The organism is Vibrio sp. Vb339 (assembly GCF_902751245.1).
GTDB classification, from domain to species: Bacteria; Pseudomonadota; Gammaproteobacteria; order Enterobacterales; family Vibrionaceae; genus Vibrio; species Vibrio coralliirubri.
In genome coordinates, this window is the sequence record NZ_CADDIS010000007.1 from 19,894 (window position 1) to 33,971 (window position 14,078).

Below are 14,078 nucleotides of genomic sequence, written 5' to 3' on the forward strand. Positions count from 1 at the left end.
TGTGTATCAATGGCTTTTAGTGGCTTGACTAGCGTGTCTCGTGATCTTTGCAGCTCTTTGATTTCAGCACGCCAAGAGCAAGGTCGATCATGATGAATAAACTGAAGTCATTACTATCTTGGGTTAAATCGGGCTCTCCGTGGATCTGGCTAACGGGTGGGGCGGTGAGCATAAGTATGCTTTCTGTTCTTGGTCTAATGCTGCTGATTGGTTGGAAGGGCTTAACCTATTTTTGGCCCGCACCTTTGTACCAATGGCAAGTTGATTCCAAAGACTTATCGCTAGTGGTCGATCTTGACGAAACCGTATCAAAACAAGATGTATTAGTTGGTCAGTTATATGAACGAAAATACATCCCGATAGAGCAAGTTCCACAAGTCCATGATCTCTTGTCACCTCAAAATTTGTCGACTGGGCTAATACAGCGCTTAAGCATTAAAGTTGCCAACAGAGAGCTGTACCCTGCGGACTTTGTTTCCATTCTGGATGTCAATTTACGTGAGCCAACCACCCCGCTTGATTGGGTTGTGATTGAACGAAGTCGAGGTGGCTACTTCTTTGGTAAGCCGGTGGGTTTTAAAACCGCTTCTGGCACTTTTGACTCGAACATAGACCAAAAGCTCGAACAAGGCTTGGCGTTCGCTGATACGTTACGTAAAGAAACGTCGCGTGTCGTGAACCAAGAAATTCGTAATATCAGCTGGCAATTGGAAAACCTGCGCTTAGAAAAGCGTAAGCTTGAACTCAATGAGTCAGTGAGCGATGAATACCTTAAAACCTATACTCAAACTAAACTGGAATTAAACCGCCAGTTGGATGAAGCCGAAGTTAAGCTTGAGCACCTTAGAACGCAGCTCAATGTCGAAAGCTTACTCGTTGAGGATATGACAGGCGAGTTAGTCGAGATTTCGCTAAGTCACATTCTGGATTATTGGTACCCGAATAATATGTCTTACCTAGAAAAGGTTGGGCATTGGGGCAAACAAGTTTGGAAGTTCTTATCAGAGAACCCACGAGACTCAAACTCTGAAGGCGGTGTATTCCCTGCCATTTTCGGTACAGTACTGTTGGTTATTCTCATGTCGATCGTCGTGATGCCTCTTGGCGTGGTCGCTGCGATATATCTTCATGAATACGCAAAAAACAACGCACTGACACGTTTAATTCGTATCGCCGTGATTAACTTGGCGGGTGTACCGTCGATTGTGTATGGCGTTTTTGGTTTAGGTTTCTTCGTCTATACCATTGGTGGCTCGATTGATACGTTGTTTTATGCAGAGCGATTACCCGCTCCGACATTTGGCACACCGGGTCTACTTTGGTCAGCACTAACCTTAGCGGTCTTGACGCTTCCAGTGGTTATCGTAACTACTGAAGAGGGCTTAACGCGCATTCCTAGTGCAGTGAGGCACGGTTCATTAGCGCTTGGTGCTACTCAATTTGAGACGCTTTGGCGCATTGTTTTACCGATGGCAAGCCCAGCGATTATCACTGGTTTGATCTTGGCAATCGCGAGAGCCGCGGGGGAAGTTGCTCCACTCATGCTGGTGGGTGTTGTGAAATTAGCATCCAGCTTGCCAGTCGATGGTCAGTTCCCGTATCTACACTTAGACAGAAAGTTCATGCATTTAGGCTTTCATATCTATGATGTTGGTTTTCAAACCTCTAATATCGAAGCGGCACGACCTTTAGTGTATGCGACTTCATTTTTATTGGTTACGGTGATTGTTGGGTTGAATTTAACAGCCATCAATATCCGTAATAACTTGCGTGAAAAATACCGAACCTTAGGACAAGATTAGATGTTCTCGATTAATGAAACCTTGGGTTACCAAGCACCACTTGATGTTCACAACCTGAAGGATGAGCAAATTGCTATCTCGATTGAAGGGCTAAATCTTTACTATAAAGAGAGCCAAGCACTTGATGATATCTCGATGCAGATCCCGAAGGGGCAGGTGACCGCGTTTATCGGCCCTTCTGGCTGTGGAAAGTCGACTCTGCTGCGCTGTATTAATCGCATGAACGATCTTGTTGAAGGCTGTAAGGTTTCCGGGAAAGTGAAGCTTCATGGCAAGAATGTCTATCACCCCAAGGTAGATGTCGCGACCTTACGACGTCGTGTTGGTATGGTATTCCAGCGTCCGAACCCTTTTCCTAAATCTATCTATGAGAATGTGGTTTATGGCTTGAGGCTGCAAGGTGTTAGCAACAGCCGAGACCTTGATGATGCGGTTGAACGCTCTCTGCGCGCTGCTGCTCTATGGGATGAAGTGAAGGACCGATTGCATGAGAATGCTTTTGGTTTATCTGGCGGCCAACAGCAGCGTTTGGTTATCGCTCGTGCGGTTGCTATTGAGCCTGAAGTGCTTTTGTTAGATGAGCCTACATCGGCACTGGATCCTATTTCTACTTTGACGATTGAAGAGTTGATCAACGATCTCAAAACGCAATACACAGTGGTGATTGTTACCCACAACATGCAACAAGCCGCGCGTGTAAGTGACCATACTGCCTTTATTCATATGGGAAAATTGATCGAGTACTCAGATACGGACTCAATTTTTACGTCTCCATTGAAAAACCAGACGGAAGACTACATTACTGGTAGATATGGCTAACCTCCACAAAGGTGTCATCTAGAGCTAAGTCACTCTACAAAAATGGCTTTCTTCATTTCTTTCAAGGAGCAAGTATGCATTTCGGTCGCCACATTTCAGGGCAATTCAATGTCGAGTTAGAATCGATCCGTACTCATGTATTGACCATGGGTGGGTTAGTGGAGCAGCAACTCTCGTTTGCAATGCAGGCGCTTCATAAAGACGATGTTGAATTGGCTAAAAAAGTGATTCGTGATGACCACAAAGTGAATGCGATGGAAGTGTCGATTGATGAGGCGTGTACTCGAATCATTGCAAAGCGTCAACCGACAGCGAAGGATCTGCGTTTGATTATGGCGATCATCAAAACGATTACCGATCTGGAACGTATTGGTGATGTTGCCTCTAAAATTGCTCAAGGCGCGATAGAGATCCCTTCGACCAAAGAGCAAAAATTCCACGTATCTTTAGAGCCTCTTTGCCGTCAGGCTATCACCATGCTTCACCAAGTATTAGATGCTTTTGCTCGTATGGATGTTGATGCGGCAGCTGAAGTTCACAAACTTGATGATAAGTTGGATGCGGAGTACGAGGCCGTTATTCGTCAGTTAATGACCTATATGATGGAAGACCCTAAGAACATCCCTAATATTTTGCAGGTGATGTGGTCAGCGCGTGCGATTGAACGAGTGGGAGACCGCTGCCAAAATATCTGCGAATACATTATTTATTTTGTGAAGGGTAAAGATGTACGTCACTTAGGCGATCAAAGCCTTGATGACGTACTAAAATAGAGCTTATCTCTAGAAGCTAATTATTGCACCAAGATTGAAATTGACCGTTGTGTCGTAAGGCACAAAGGTTTTGTTGTGATCAAAAATATTCATATCAACACCAGCACGTAATCCAAGCATTGGTGTCGCTTGGTAAACGTAGGCACCACCTAGGCTTATACCATGTGTTGTTTTCTCTTCTACTTCGCCTGAGCGCGTTTTTGTACCGTCATAACTTGCCACACCAATCTCAGCCTGAAAGCCATGGATTTGGTTTCTTCCAAACATGTTTTGGATACCAACACGATACGCATCAACTGTTTCGTCATATCGATCGCTGTCATACCAAAGGTGAGAATAGCTAAGATAAACGGCACCTAAATTTGCCACATCAGTAATGCCAGCTTGAACTCCGAAGCCATGATAAGAGCCAATTTTTAGTTCTGGGGATAAATGAAGAGCACTTGCTGAAACGGAAGTAGAAAGGGCTGAAAGTAAAAGCAGGGAAGTTTTTATCTTCATAAAAATACCTAAAGCAATTAGCCGTCCGTGGCTGCAATGAATTTTGATTCGAATTGTTCGAAAGGGGCTCAACTTTGATGAGGTGTTAGAACCCAGCAATTGACTGATCGTAAAAAGCCAGCTTGAACGCTGGCTTTTTCAATTTATTAGAAGCGGTAACCGACAGTCCATGAGAATGTGTCGTAATCTACGTCATCGTAGCTCGCGAATTCAAAGCGCATGTCAGTGTATAGGTGTGGTCCGAATTCTGCTCGACCACCTAGGCCAACAACGAAGCTGGTATCGTTGTATGATTCAGTCCACGTTGTATCTGAATAACCAATAGAATTATCTTCGCTTTGACGTGCTAAACCAAGGACACCGTAAGGTTTCAAAGAGAAGCCATCCAATTCAAATTTATAACCGATGTCAGCATCAACTTGGAACTTGTAACCATCGATCTCAGCTTTTATGCCTTCAACGTTTTCGTCGTCACTATTCGTTGCGTAAGAAACGTTGATACCTACGATACGGTTAAACTCATAACCATATTCAAGTTTGATACCGTTACCCCAATCAACTGTGTCATCGGTTAGCCAATCGTTTACTTGAGTTTGGTTATAACCGATACCCACACGGTGTTGGCTGTCAAAGTTGTTTGCAAGAACTGGAACAGAAAGTAGTGAAGCTGAAATTAGGGTAGTAAGTGCAATTTTCATATTAGTCTCTATCTAGGGTTAACTTAACTGCACGATCCTTCGTAGTTCAGTATCCGTTTTGATAGGGTTAATATTAAACGGTGTTTTATTTTTAGGCTAAGTAGATGTTGGTATCTCTATAATAAGTATTACTTATTAGTCTGAGTTGACAGTGCTTTTTGTATTAACTCAAATAACCAATTGGTCGTAGGGGAGTTTCTGTTTTTAGTATGTAAGTGGCAGTAAACAGGAGTTTTGGGAGGCTCGCCATCTATCACAACATCGATTCCGCGTAGGGTTGGGTAATTATCAACGAGGAAAAGATTCGAATGTGGCATGTACATATCTGTATGTTGAATGACATCAATGACCGCCATAATTAGCTCACTACGGAAACCAATATTATGCTCAATAGAAAGCTCAGTTAGGATATTCGATGCCAAACTAAAGTTGTCGTTCCAACCTGGTGTGACTAATGAAGCGATATCGTACCCCGCCACATCATAAGGTGTAACGATTTCTTGCTTTAAAGGGTGCTCTTTTCTTACAAAAATACGCGCTGTTAGTTCAATTAACTTCTTCGTATAAACTTCTTTATTCGTTTTGCTACCAAGGTAACTGACCCCCATCAACACCTCACCTTTCTGAATGTCAGAAACAGAAGCATTGGTCCAAGAGACTAATTCTAGACTCGCATTCGGTGCTTGCTCTCTTATCATTTTAAATAGAGAACCAGATAAACAAGATAGCACGATAGGTGATAGAGCTATTTTAAGTGTGTAGTCGATATCTTTCGGGTCGAAAGTGTTTGAGGTATTAATAGCAACAGATAGACCGTCCATGAATGGTTTGATCTTGTTGGTGAGCTGTTCTGAGAAAGCGGTTGGTTGCAAGCCACCATGAACTTTGACGAAAAGGTCATCGTTGAAGTGGTGTCTTAGCTTTTGTAGAGCTTGGCTAACCGCCGGCTGAGAAACGAATAAACGCTCCGCAGCCTTTCTGGTGTTTTTTTCTTGATAAACAATCAGAAATGTTCGTAACAGGTTTAAATCAAGAGAGCTGAATAAGTCTTTAGCCATATCTATCCATGAAAATTTTCTGCGCTATTAAATCTAATATACGTTAGTCAGTTAGATTAGTCAGCGAGGTTCTCTGGATTTATGCTGGCGATTATTGCCCTAAGCGGTGAGGGCGGCTCTCACATCAGATATCTTACTCGCATCTGTCACTGGGATCTGATAATCATCAATATCATCATTGCCCATTTGAGCACTCGAGTTGTTTTCCATTAGGCTCGGTCTTGTTGATTTACCTGAAAGGTGAAGAGCAGGTACTTGGGTAGCGCTTTGAATCATTTTGGCATTCGCAGGGTTAACGCCAGCCCCCGCCATGATATCAATTCGTCCATCGGCTTGTTTGACCATTGCTGCCAATACATCGATGCCTTGTTCGGCATTAACAGCAAGCCCTGATGTCAGGACTCTTTCGCATCCAAGTGTAATCACCTGCTCTAATGCTGCTTGGTAATCAGAGCTTTGATCGATGGCTCTGTGGAAGGTAATCCCAAGCTTTAACGAATGCGCTTTTTCAGCCAGTTGCTGCATTTTTGGTATATCAATGCTTCCGTTCGGCGCTAACACACCAAGTACGACCCCATCCAATCCTGCATTTGCGCAAGCTTCAATATCTTCAAGCATACAGAGCATATCGTCGTTATCGAAAATGAAGTCGCCTTGTCTTGGGCGTATCATAGCGTAGACCGGAACCGACGAAATTATTGCCGCTTGCTTCATCATTCCGAAGCTTGGAGTTAATCCGCCAAGTGCTAAGGAAGAGCAAAGCTCAATTCGATTCGCGCCACCAGATAGTGCGGTATGAAGAGATTCTAAGTTATCGATACAGACTTCAATTTCGGTGTTCATCTTGTTTATCCGTTCAAAAAGATACTGATGAAATAATAGCAATCTAGATACGGACATGAATAGGCAGTGCTAGAGGAAAATAGGGGTAAAGTTTGAGTTTAGAGCTACCTCAATTATCTATCACAAGAGACAGTTTAGGATGAAGGCTAGTGAGAAAACAAAAAGCCCGAAGCGTTAACTTCGGGCTTTTAATAGGACTTTACTTCTTAACTGATTGGCGGTGCGCTTTGCGCTATTAGCTTATGCTTTATGTCTCTTTATAGAGAGTCTTCCAACCATTAACCCGCGTTGAGTTCGGGCTTAAGAGGTAATTACTTGCTTAGGTCGTCAGCGTGCTCAGATAGGAATGCTGCAACACCTTTTGGAGATGCGTCCATACCTGATTTACCTTCTTCCCATTGTGCAGGACAAACTTCACCGTTCTTCTCGTGGAAGTTTAGTGCGTCTACCATGCGTAGCATTTCGTCGATGTTACGACCTAGTGGAAGATCGTTAACTACTTGGTGACGTACAAGACCGTCAGCGTCGATTAGGAAAGAACCACGGAAAGCAACGCCTGCTTCTGGGTGCTCAACATCGTATGCTTTGCAGATCTCGTGCTTAACGTCAGCAACTAGAGGGTATTTAACTTGACCGATACCGCCATCAGCGATAGCAGTGTTACGCCATGCGTTGTGAGAGAATTGAGAATCGATAGAAACACCGATTACTTCAACGCCTTTAGCTTGGAAATCTTCAAGACGGTTGTCGAAAGCGATTAGCTCTGAAGGACAAACGAAAGTGAAGTCTAGTGGGTAGAAGAAAACTACAGCTTTCTTACCTTTAGTGAATTCTGCGAAGTTGAAGTTATCAACGATCTCACCGTTACCTAGAACAGCTGCTGCAGTAAAGTCAGGGGCTTGACGACCTACTAGTACCATTTTGGAATCTCCTAAAAAATTAGTTGGCCCAACACATCTTTGTTTGGGCTCCGTTTCTACGGGACAAACTATAGTACAATCGGTACTATAGAAAAAAGCGAATTAAATAGATTAAGTTAATCGAAAAAAGCGATAAGCTTATTCTTTGTCCTGTCCTTAGGTCTTATGACCTTTACGTAACTTATCCTACTCATATTACAAAGTAATTTCATGAATAAATGGCCAAGTCTTAAGCAACTTCACTATCTTGTTACTCTTCACGAAACTCGTCATTTCAGTGATGCCGCTGATCGCTGTTTCGTCAGTCAATCTACGCTAAGTAAAGGCATTCAAAACCTAGAGGAACTCATTGGTTGCCCGCTTTATGAGAAGAAAGATAAAAAGAGCCCGCTGGTTTTCACGCAAGCAGGTGAGCTGGTGGTGAAACATGGACGAGAGCTACTAGCGAAAGGGCAAGACTTAGTTGAACTTGGAAACTTATGTAACGGGGATGCGATGCAAGGGCAGTTACGAGTAGGGTGTATTCCTACTATAGCGCCGTTCCTTTTGTGTGATTTGGTACAAGAGGCCAACCAACGCTTTCCTCAGCTTAATTTATTGTTACGTGAAGATACAACAACCAACCTATTGGCTGCGCTCCGTCATGGAGACTTAGATGTACTGATTCTGGCTTTGCCTGTCGATATCGACAATATGGAAAGCCAAGTTGTTGGGCAAGATCCGTTTAGAATGGTGATCAGTCGTAATCAAGCTGATGGTATTCGTGTTCCGATTAAATACGATGACCTGCCAGACGAATCTGTATTCTTGTTGGAGAACGAGCACTGCTTAACAGAGCATGCAGTGTCGGCTTGTAAGTTAACGGATAAAGAGAAGATAAATCCGTTCACAGCGACGAGCCTTCACACATTGGTGCAAATGGTCGCGAATGGCTTAGGTACTACCTTTATTCCTCAGATGGCGATCGACCACGGTTTATTGGAAAACCAGAATCTTGTTGTGATCGATCCTCCTGGTCAACAGGCCTACCGAGATATTGGCCTTGTCTGGCGACCAAGCTCTTCGCGTCGTGAGACATTCCATCAATTAGCGGATGTGGTGTCTGAGCTTTTATAATAACTCGCTTCGACAACAATCCCTCTGAGCGGCTGAATTGGCCGCTCTTCTTTATATCACTTCCGAGCGTTACTCTACTTCCGCTTCTTCTGGCTCTACTTCTTCTTGCAGCTCCAGCAAATTGATCGCTATCGTGACAAAATCGCTGTCTGTAATAATGCCTACTAGTTCGTGGTTTTCTACGACAGGTAAACAGCCCACTTTATGTTTTTGCATATAGATAGCCGACTCTTTTAACCCTGCTCGCGGCTCTACCGACATAACACTTTTGTGCATGATGTCGTTGAGGGGAGTAGCAAGAGTAAAAGATTGAGCTTGTGGGATGTTTTGTAGGCTGGATTCTTGAGCGGCTAGAACGTCTCGTTGTGTGACGACACCTAGTAGATGCCTATCGGAATCAACGACCGGTATATGGCGGATATCAAGCGCTTCCATCATGTGCTTAGCATCGGCCAGTGAGTGTGAGCGCAATAGGGTATGAGGGTTGCGAGTCATCATATCTTCAACCTTGATCATACGAACCTCCTTCTTTTTTATTTGTTGCTATTACTATAGTTTTTTATCCAAAAAATAACTGAGATCTGACGCATTCTTGGGTGAGTTTTATGCAACTAATTCTTTCGTTTGAGGAGGTGAATCAGTAGCATTATTTTACGCCTCTTTACAATAATCCAGTGCTGTAAACCTTGCTATTGCGGCTCGTGTGCCTATACTAGCCCACTGCGAAATTTTTAGTCGTGTTTGCGATGTGTTTCTGGTAACGATTGACTTACCGTAACGATTATCCAGCAACTACGATTTATGATTCGTCAACGGCACAAATCTCATCAACTAAGACAAGACTAGACACATGCAAGTTTCAGATTTTCACTTTGACCTACCAGATGAACTCATTGCTCGCTACCCTCAAGAGGAGCGTACAGCAAGCCGCCTACTTAAATTAGATGGCAACAGCGGTAACCTAGCTGATGGTTCGTTTAAAGACGTTTTAGACTTGGTTGAGCCAGGCGATCTTGTTGTTTTCAATAATACTCGAGTGATTCCAGCTCGTGTATTTGGTCGCAAGGCTTCAGGCGGTAAGCTTGAAGTTCTGGTTGAACGTATGCTTGATGAGAAAAGCATTCTTGCGCATGTTCGTTGTTCTAAATCACCGAAGCCGGGTACCAAGTTGTTCCTTGGTGAGAACGATGAATATGAAGCTGAAATGGTGGCGCGTCATGATGCGTTATTCGAAATCCATTTCACATCCGATCAAAGCGTTTTAGAGATTCTTAACAGTGTGGGTCACATGCCACTGCCTCCTTACATCGATCGTCCTGATGAAGATGCAGATAAAGAGCGCTACCAGACTGTCTATAATGAAAAGCCGGGTGCGGTTGCAGCGCCAACAGCAGGCCTTCACTTTGATGACAAGCTAATGGCTGACATGAAAGAAAAAGGTGTTGAGTTTGCTTACGTGACGCTTCACGTTGGTGCTGGTACGTTCCAGCCAGTAAAAGTTGATAATATTAACGATCACCACATGCATGCTGAGTACGTTGAAGTACCGCAAGAAGTGGTTGACGCCGTAGCTGCAGCAAAAGCTCGTGGCGGCCGTATTATTGCTGTTGGTACAACATCAGTTCGCTCACTAGAAAGTGCAGCGCAAGATGCAGTGAAGAAAGGCACCGAACTCGTTCCTTTCTTTGGTGATACAGAAATCTTCATCTTCCCTGGCTATGAATACCAGTTGGTGGATTGCTTGATTACCAACTTCCACTTGCCAGAATCAACGCTGATTATGTTGGTGAGTGCATTTGCTGGCTACGATAATGTGATGGGCGCATACGATCACGCCGTGAAGAGCGAATACCGTTTCTTCAGCTACGGCGATGCTATGTTCATCAATAAGAAAACGAGCTAATTTAAGCTGGTTTAAGCGATACAAAACTTTACGAGTGCTAGCAGTAAGCTAGGAGTCGGGCAGGGTGTCTGTCTAATCTCTCGCAAGGAATACGCGACCGCTCCTCATAGAACTCACTAGACTGAACTTTTGTTTGGCCTAAGGTTCTGAATTAACAGTCAGATTGTTTCTCTGGCATATTGGAGGCTTCGTGAAATTAAAATACGAACTTAAAAAAACTAATAGCGGCGCACGTCGTGGTCAACTTCAGTTTGAACGCGGTACCGTTGAAACCCCAGCATTCATGCCTGTAGGTACTTACGGTACTGTTAAAGGTATGACACCTGAAGAAGTAAAAGACACAGGTGCTGAAATCCTATTAGGTAACACATTCCACCTATGGCTACGTCCTGGTCAAGAAATTATGAAAATGCACGGTGACCTGCACGATTTCATGAACTGGCACGGTCCTATCCTGACTGATTCAGGCGGCTTCCAAGTATTCAGCCTAGGTGCAATGCGTAAAATCACTGAAGAGGGTGTTCATTTCCGTAACCCTGTAAACGGTGACAAGATCTTCATGGACGCTGAGAAGTCTATGGAAATCCAAAAAGATTTAGGTTCAGACATTGTAATGATCTTCGATGAGTGTACGCCTTACCCTGCGACACACAAAGAAGCAAAAGACTCAATGGAGATGTCTCTTCGTTGGGCTGAGCGTTCACGTAACCACTTCGACAAACTTGAAAACCCGAACTCACTGTTCGGCATTGTGCAAGGTGGCGTGTACGAAGACCTTCGTGATGTATCCGTTAAAGGCCTAACTGAAATTGGTTTTGACGGTTACGCAGTAGGCGGCCTAGCAGTAGGCGAACCAAAAGAAGATATGCACCGCATTCTTGAGCACACATGTCCTCAACTGCCAGAAGATAAGCCACGTTACCTAATGGGCGTAGGCAAACCTGAAGACTTGGTTGAAGGTGTTCGTCGCGGTATCGACATGTTTGACTGTGTAATGCCAACGCGAAATGCACGTAACGGCCACCTGTTTGTGACTGAAGGTGTGATCAAGATCCGTAATGCGAAGCATAAAACCGATACAACACCACTAGATTCAGAGTGTGACTGTTACACTTGTAAGAACTACAGCAAGTCGTACTTACACCATTTGGATCGTTGTAACGAAATCCTAGGTGCTCGACTGAACACGATTCATAACCTGCGTTTCTACCAACGAGTAATGTCAGACATTCGTCAGTCTATCGATGAAGACCGCTTTGAAGAGTTCGTTGCAGAGTTCTACGCAAGAATGGGGCGTGAAGTGCCACCACTAGGTAAAGAATCTTAGTATTTCTTTTTTGCGAGCCCTATCTCTCTTCCGAGTGATGGGGCTTGAAAATAAAGGGATGCGACCCAATTAGACAAACAATTACGAAAATATAATAGAGGATGTTTTAAATGTTTATTTCTCAAGCTCACGCAGCAGCAGAAGGTGCACCAGCAGGCGGCGGTTTCGAAATGCTTATCATGCTAGGTATGTTCGCTGTGATCTTCTACTTCATGATCTACCGTCCACAAGCTAAGCGTGTTAAAGAGCACAAGAACCTTATGTCTTCTATGGGCAAAGGCGATGAAGTTCTTACAAGCGGCGGCCTAATCGGCAAGATCACTAAGATTGCTGAAGACAGCGACTACGTTGCTATCGAACTGAACGCAAACAACGAAGTAGTTATCAAGAAAGACTTCGTTACAGCAGTGCTACCAAAAGGTACTCTGAAATCTCTATAAACAGCTAGAGGATCCTCGCTGTGCTAAACCGTTACCCGTTATGGAAGTATTTGATGGTGGTGTTTGCCATCGCTATCGCTGCGTTGTACGCACTTCCAAATATATACGGTGAAGATCCGGCAGTTCAAGTTACAGGGGCGCGCGGCGCCTCTGTAGATATGTCTACGCTGGATGCTGTCACCAATGCTCTTGAAGCAGAAAACCTTTCTACTAAATCCGTTGCTCTCGAAGACGGTTCCATTCTTGTTCGCTTTAACGACACAGATACGCAAATTAGTGCCCGTGATATCATCACAGAAGCACTAGGCGATGACGTTATCGTTGCTTTAAACCTAGCGGCTTCAACTCCTAATTGGCTTGAATCTATTGGTGCTGCACCAATGAAACTTGGTCTTGACCTACGTGGTGGTGTTCACTTCTTAATGGAAGTGGATATGGACGCTGCGATGGAAAAGCTGGTTGGCCAACAAGAAGAAGCATTCCGTAGTGAACTTCGTGAAGAGAAAATCCGTTACCGTGCGATTCGCCCATCTGGTAAAGATGCGGTTGAAGTTATTCTACGTAACGAAGAGCAGCTTGCTGAAGCGAAATCGCTACTGCAATCTAAGCACCAAGATATGACGTTTGTAGATTCTGAATCTAACGGCCGTTTCTCTTTGGTTGCAAGCTTTACAGAGGCTCGCCTTCAAGAAATCCGTAACTATGCGGTTGAGCAAAACATTACCATTCTACGTAACCGTGTTAACGAACTTGGTGTTGCTGAACCTTTGGTTCAACGTCAAGGCTCTAGCCGTATCGTAGTGGAATTGCCTGGTGTTCAAGACACGGCTCGCGCTAAAGAAATCCTTGGTGCTACCGCGACGCTTGAGTTCCGTGAAGTCGATAGCAGTGCTGACTTAGCCGCTGCCGCTTCTGGTCGTGCCCCTGCGGGTAGCGAAATCAAGCAAGATCGTGATGGTCGTCCTGTGGTACTTAAGAAGCGCGTTATTCTAGGCGGTTCAAGTATTACTGATGCAAGCTCAAGTGTTGATGAATATGGTCGTCCTCAAGTTAACATCTCGCTAGACAGCGAAGGTGGTAGCAAGATGTCAGCGTTCTCTCGTCAGAATATCGGTAAGCTAATGGCAACGGTATTTGCAGAGTACAAAGACAGCGGTCGTAAAACACCTGAAGGTCGAGTTATCTTAAGTAAGCACGAAGAAGTGATTAACCAAGCGACGATTCAATCTGCGCTAGGCCGTAACTTCCGTATTACTGGTATTGACTCAACGGCTGAAGCTCATAACTTGGCACTTCTACTGCGTGCTGGTGCATTGATTGCGCCTATCTCGATTGTAGAAGAACGTACCATTGGTCCATCTATGGGGCAGCAAAACATCGATATGGGTATCATGGCGATGGTTTGGGGTATGGCTGCTGTAATGCTGTTTACGCTGCTTTACTACCGTAGCTTTGGTCTGATTGCGAACGTTGCGCTAATGGCTAACTTGGTGTTGATTATCGGTGTTATGTCGATGATTCCGGGGGCTACCATGACCCTACCAGGTATTGCCGGTATCGTATTAACGGTTGGTATGGCGGTTGATGCGAACGTTCTGATCTTTGAGCGTATACGTGAAGAGCTTCGAGATGGACGCAGTCCACAACAAGCGATTCACCAAGGTTACGCGAACGCATTCAGCACAATCGCCGATGCCAACATCACCACACTACTAACAGCAATCATTCTATTTGCTGTGGGTACGGGTGCTATCAAAGGCTTCGCGGTAACGCTGTCTATCGGTATCTTGACTTCAATGTTTACAGCTATTATCGGAACACGTTGTATCGTGAACCTGATGTATGGCGGCAAACGCGTTAAAAAACTGTCGATCTAAG

The 14,078-nt window shown here is 44.4% G+C and carries 14 protein-coding genes; 8 read left to right on the top strand and 6 right to left on the bottom strand.

The genetic code is table 11. From position 1 onward, the window contains the following. The first annotated feature begins 92 nt into the window (after nucleotides 1–92). From pstA to phoU, 3 genes are all read left to right on the top strand, one after another. Entirely contained in the window at nucleotides 93–1,802 is a 1,710-nt protein-coding gene (gene pstA / locus HRQ85_RS21940) for a phosphate ABC transporter permease PstA (protein WP_050052389.1), read from the top strand. Continuing rightward, complete coding sequence (gene pstB / locus HRQ85_RS21945; protein WP_009848269.1) at nucleotides 1,803–2,621, top strand: phosphate ABC transporter ATP-binding protein PstB; 819 nt, start codon at nucleotides 1,803–1,805, stop codon at nucleotides 2,619–2,621. A 74-nt stretch (nucleotides 2,622–2,695) separates the two neighbouring features. Beyond that, a complete protein-coding gene (phoU, locus tag HRQ85_RS21950) occupies nucleotides 2,696–3,394 on the top strand; it encodes a phosphate signaling complex protein PhoU (protein WP_172380603.1) in 699 nt (232 codons plus the stop codon). Between the two features lie 9 nt (nucleotides 3,395–3,403). Here the strand turns inward: phoU and HRQ85_RS21955 are convergent, their stop codons facing one another. The 5 genes from HRQ85_RS21955 to HRQ85_RS21975 all read right to left on the bottom strand — a co-directional run bounded on the left by HRQ85_RS21955 (nucleotide 3,404) and on the right by HRQ85_RS21975 (nucleotide 7,414). After that, nucleotides 3,404–3,895 carry a hypothetical protein gene (locus HRQ85_RS21955; RefSeq protein ID WP_048613444.1) on the bottom strand — a complete coding sequence of 164 codons (492 nt, stop codon included), beginning with the start codon at nucleotides 3,893–3,895 and terminating at the stop codon, nucleotides 3,404–3,406. A 146-nt stretch (nucleotides 3,896–4,041) separates the two neighbouring features. Then, nucleotides 4,042–4,593, bottom strand: coding sequence for a porin family protein (locus HRQ85_RS21960; protein ID WP_172380604.1), 552 nt, complete (start codon nucleotides 4,591–4,593; stop codon nucleotides 4,042–4,044). 128 nt (nucleotides 4,594–4,721) lie between these two features. Continuing rightward, nucleotides 4,722–5,651: a LysR family transcriptional regulator gene (locus tag HRQ85_RS21965; RefSeq protein WP_172380605.1), complete on the bottom strand. Its 930-nt coding sequence runs from the start codon at nucleotides 5,649–5,651 to the stop codon at nucleotides 4,722–4,724. A 99-nt stretch (nucleotides 5,652–5,750) separates the two neighbouring features. Continuing rightward, nucleotides 5,751–6,494, bottom strand: coding sequence for a copper homeostasis protein CutC (locus HRQ85_RS21970; protein WP_172380606.1), 744 nt, complete (start codon nucleotides 6,492–6,494; stop codon nucleotides 5,751–5,753). 311 nt (nucleotides 6,495–6,805) lie between these two features. Next, the gene (locus HRQ85_RS21975) at nucleotides 6,806–7,414 is read right to left on the bottom strand and encodes a peroxiredoxin C (RefSeq protein ID WP_004740353.1); all 609 of its coding nucleotides are present in this window, start codon (nucleotides 7,412–7,414) and stop codon (nucleotides 6,806–6,808) included. Nucleotides 7,415–7,624: 210 nt separating this feature from the next. On the opposite strand from HRQ85_RS21975, the gene HRQ85_RS21980 reads away from it, so the two are divergent. Continuing rightward, on the top strand, nucleotides 7,625–8,530 hold the full coding sequence (locus HRQ85_RS21980) for a hydrogen peroxide-inducible genes activator (protein WP_017062525.1): 906 nt from the start codon (nucleotides 7,625–7,627) through the stop codon (nucleotides 8,528–8,530). Nucleotides 8,531–8,599: 69 nt separating this feature from the next. Here HRQ85_RS21980 and HRQ85_RS21985 read toward each other — a convergent pair whose 3' ends face one another. Continuing rightward, nucleotides 8,600–9,046, bottom strand: coding sequence for a CBS domain-containing protein (locus HRQ85_RS21985; RefSeq protein WP_048615199.1), 447 nt, complete (start codon nucleotides 9,044–9,046; stop codon nucleotides 8,600–8,602). A gap of 334 nt (nucleotides 9,047–9,380) precedes the next feature. On the opposite strand from HRQ85_RS21985, the gene queA reads away from it, so the two are divergent. From queA to secD, 4 genes are all read left to right on the top strand, one after another. Continuing rightward, the gene (queA, locus tag HRQ85_RS21990; protein WP_048613454.1) at nucleotides 9,381–10,433 is read left to right on the top strand and encodes a tRNA preQ1(34) S-adenosylmethionine ribosyltransferase-isomerase QueA; all 1,053 of its coding nucleotides are present in this window, start codon (nucleotides 9,381–9,383) and stop codon (nucleotides 10,431–10,433) included. A 190-nt stretch (nucleotides 10,434–10,623) separates the two neighbouring features. Continuing rightward, nucleotides 10,624–11,760, top strand: a complete 1,137-nt coding sequence (tgt, locus tag HRQ85_RS21995) for a tRNA guanosine(34) transglycosylase Tgt (RefSeq protein ID WP_017056177.1) — start codon at nucleotides 10,624–10,626, stop codon at nucleotides 11,758–11,760. Between the two features lie 110 nt (nucleotides 11,761–11,870). Continuing rightward, nucleotides 11,871–12,200 carry a preprotein translocase subunit YajC gene (gene yajC, locus HRQ85_RS22000; protein ID WP_010440492.1) on the top strand — a complete coding sequence of 110 codons (330 nt, stop codon included), beginning with the start codon at nucleotides 11,871–11,873 and terminating at the stop codon, nucleotides 12,198–12,200. A gap of 20 nt (nucleotides 12,201–12,220) precedes the next feature. Then, nucleotides 12,221–14,077 carry a protein translocase subunit SecD gene (gene secD / locus HRQ85_RS22005; RefSeq protein WP_081322238.1) on the top strand — a complete coding sequence of 619 codons (1,857 nt, stop codon included), beginning with the start codon at nucleotides 12,221–12,223 and terminating at the stop codon, nucleotides 14,075–14,077. Nucleotide 14,078 lies beyond the last annotated feature (1 nt).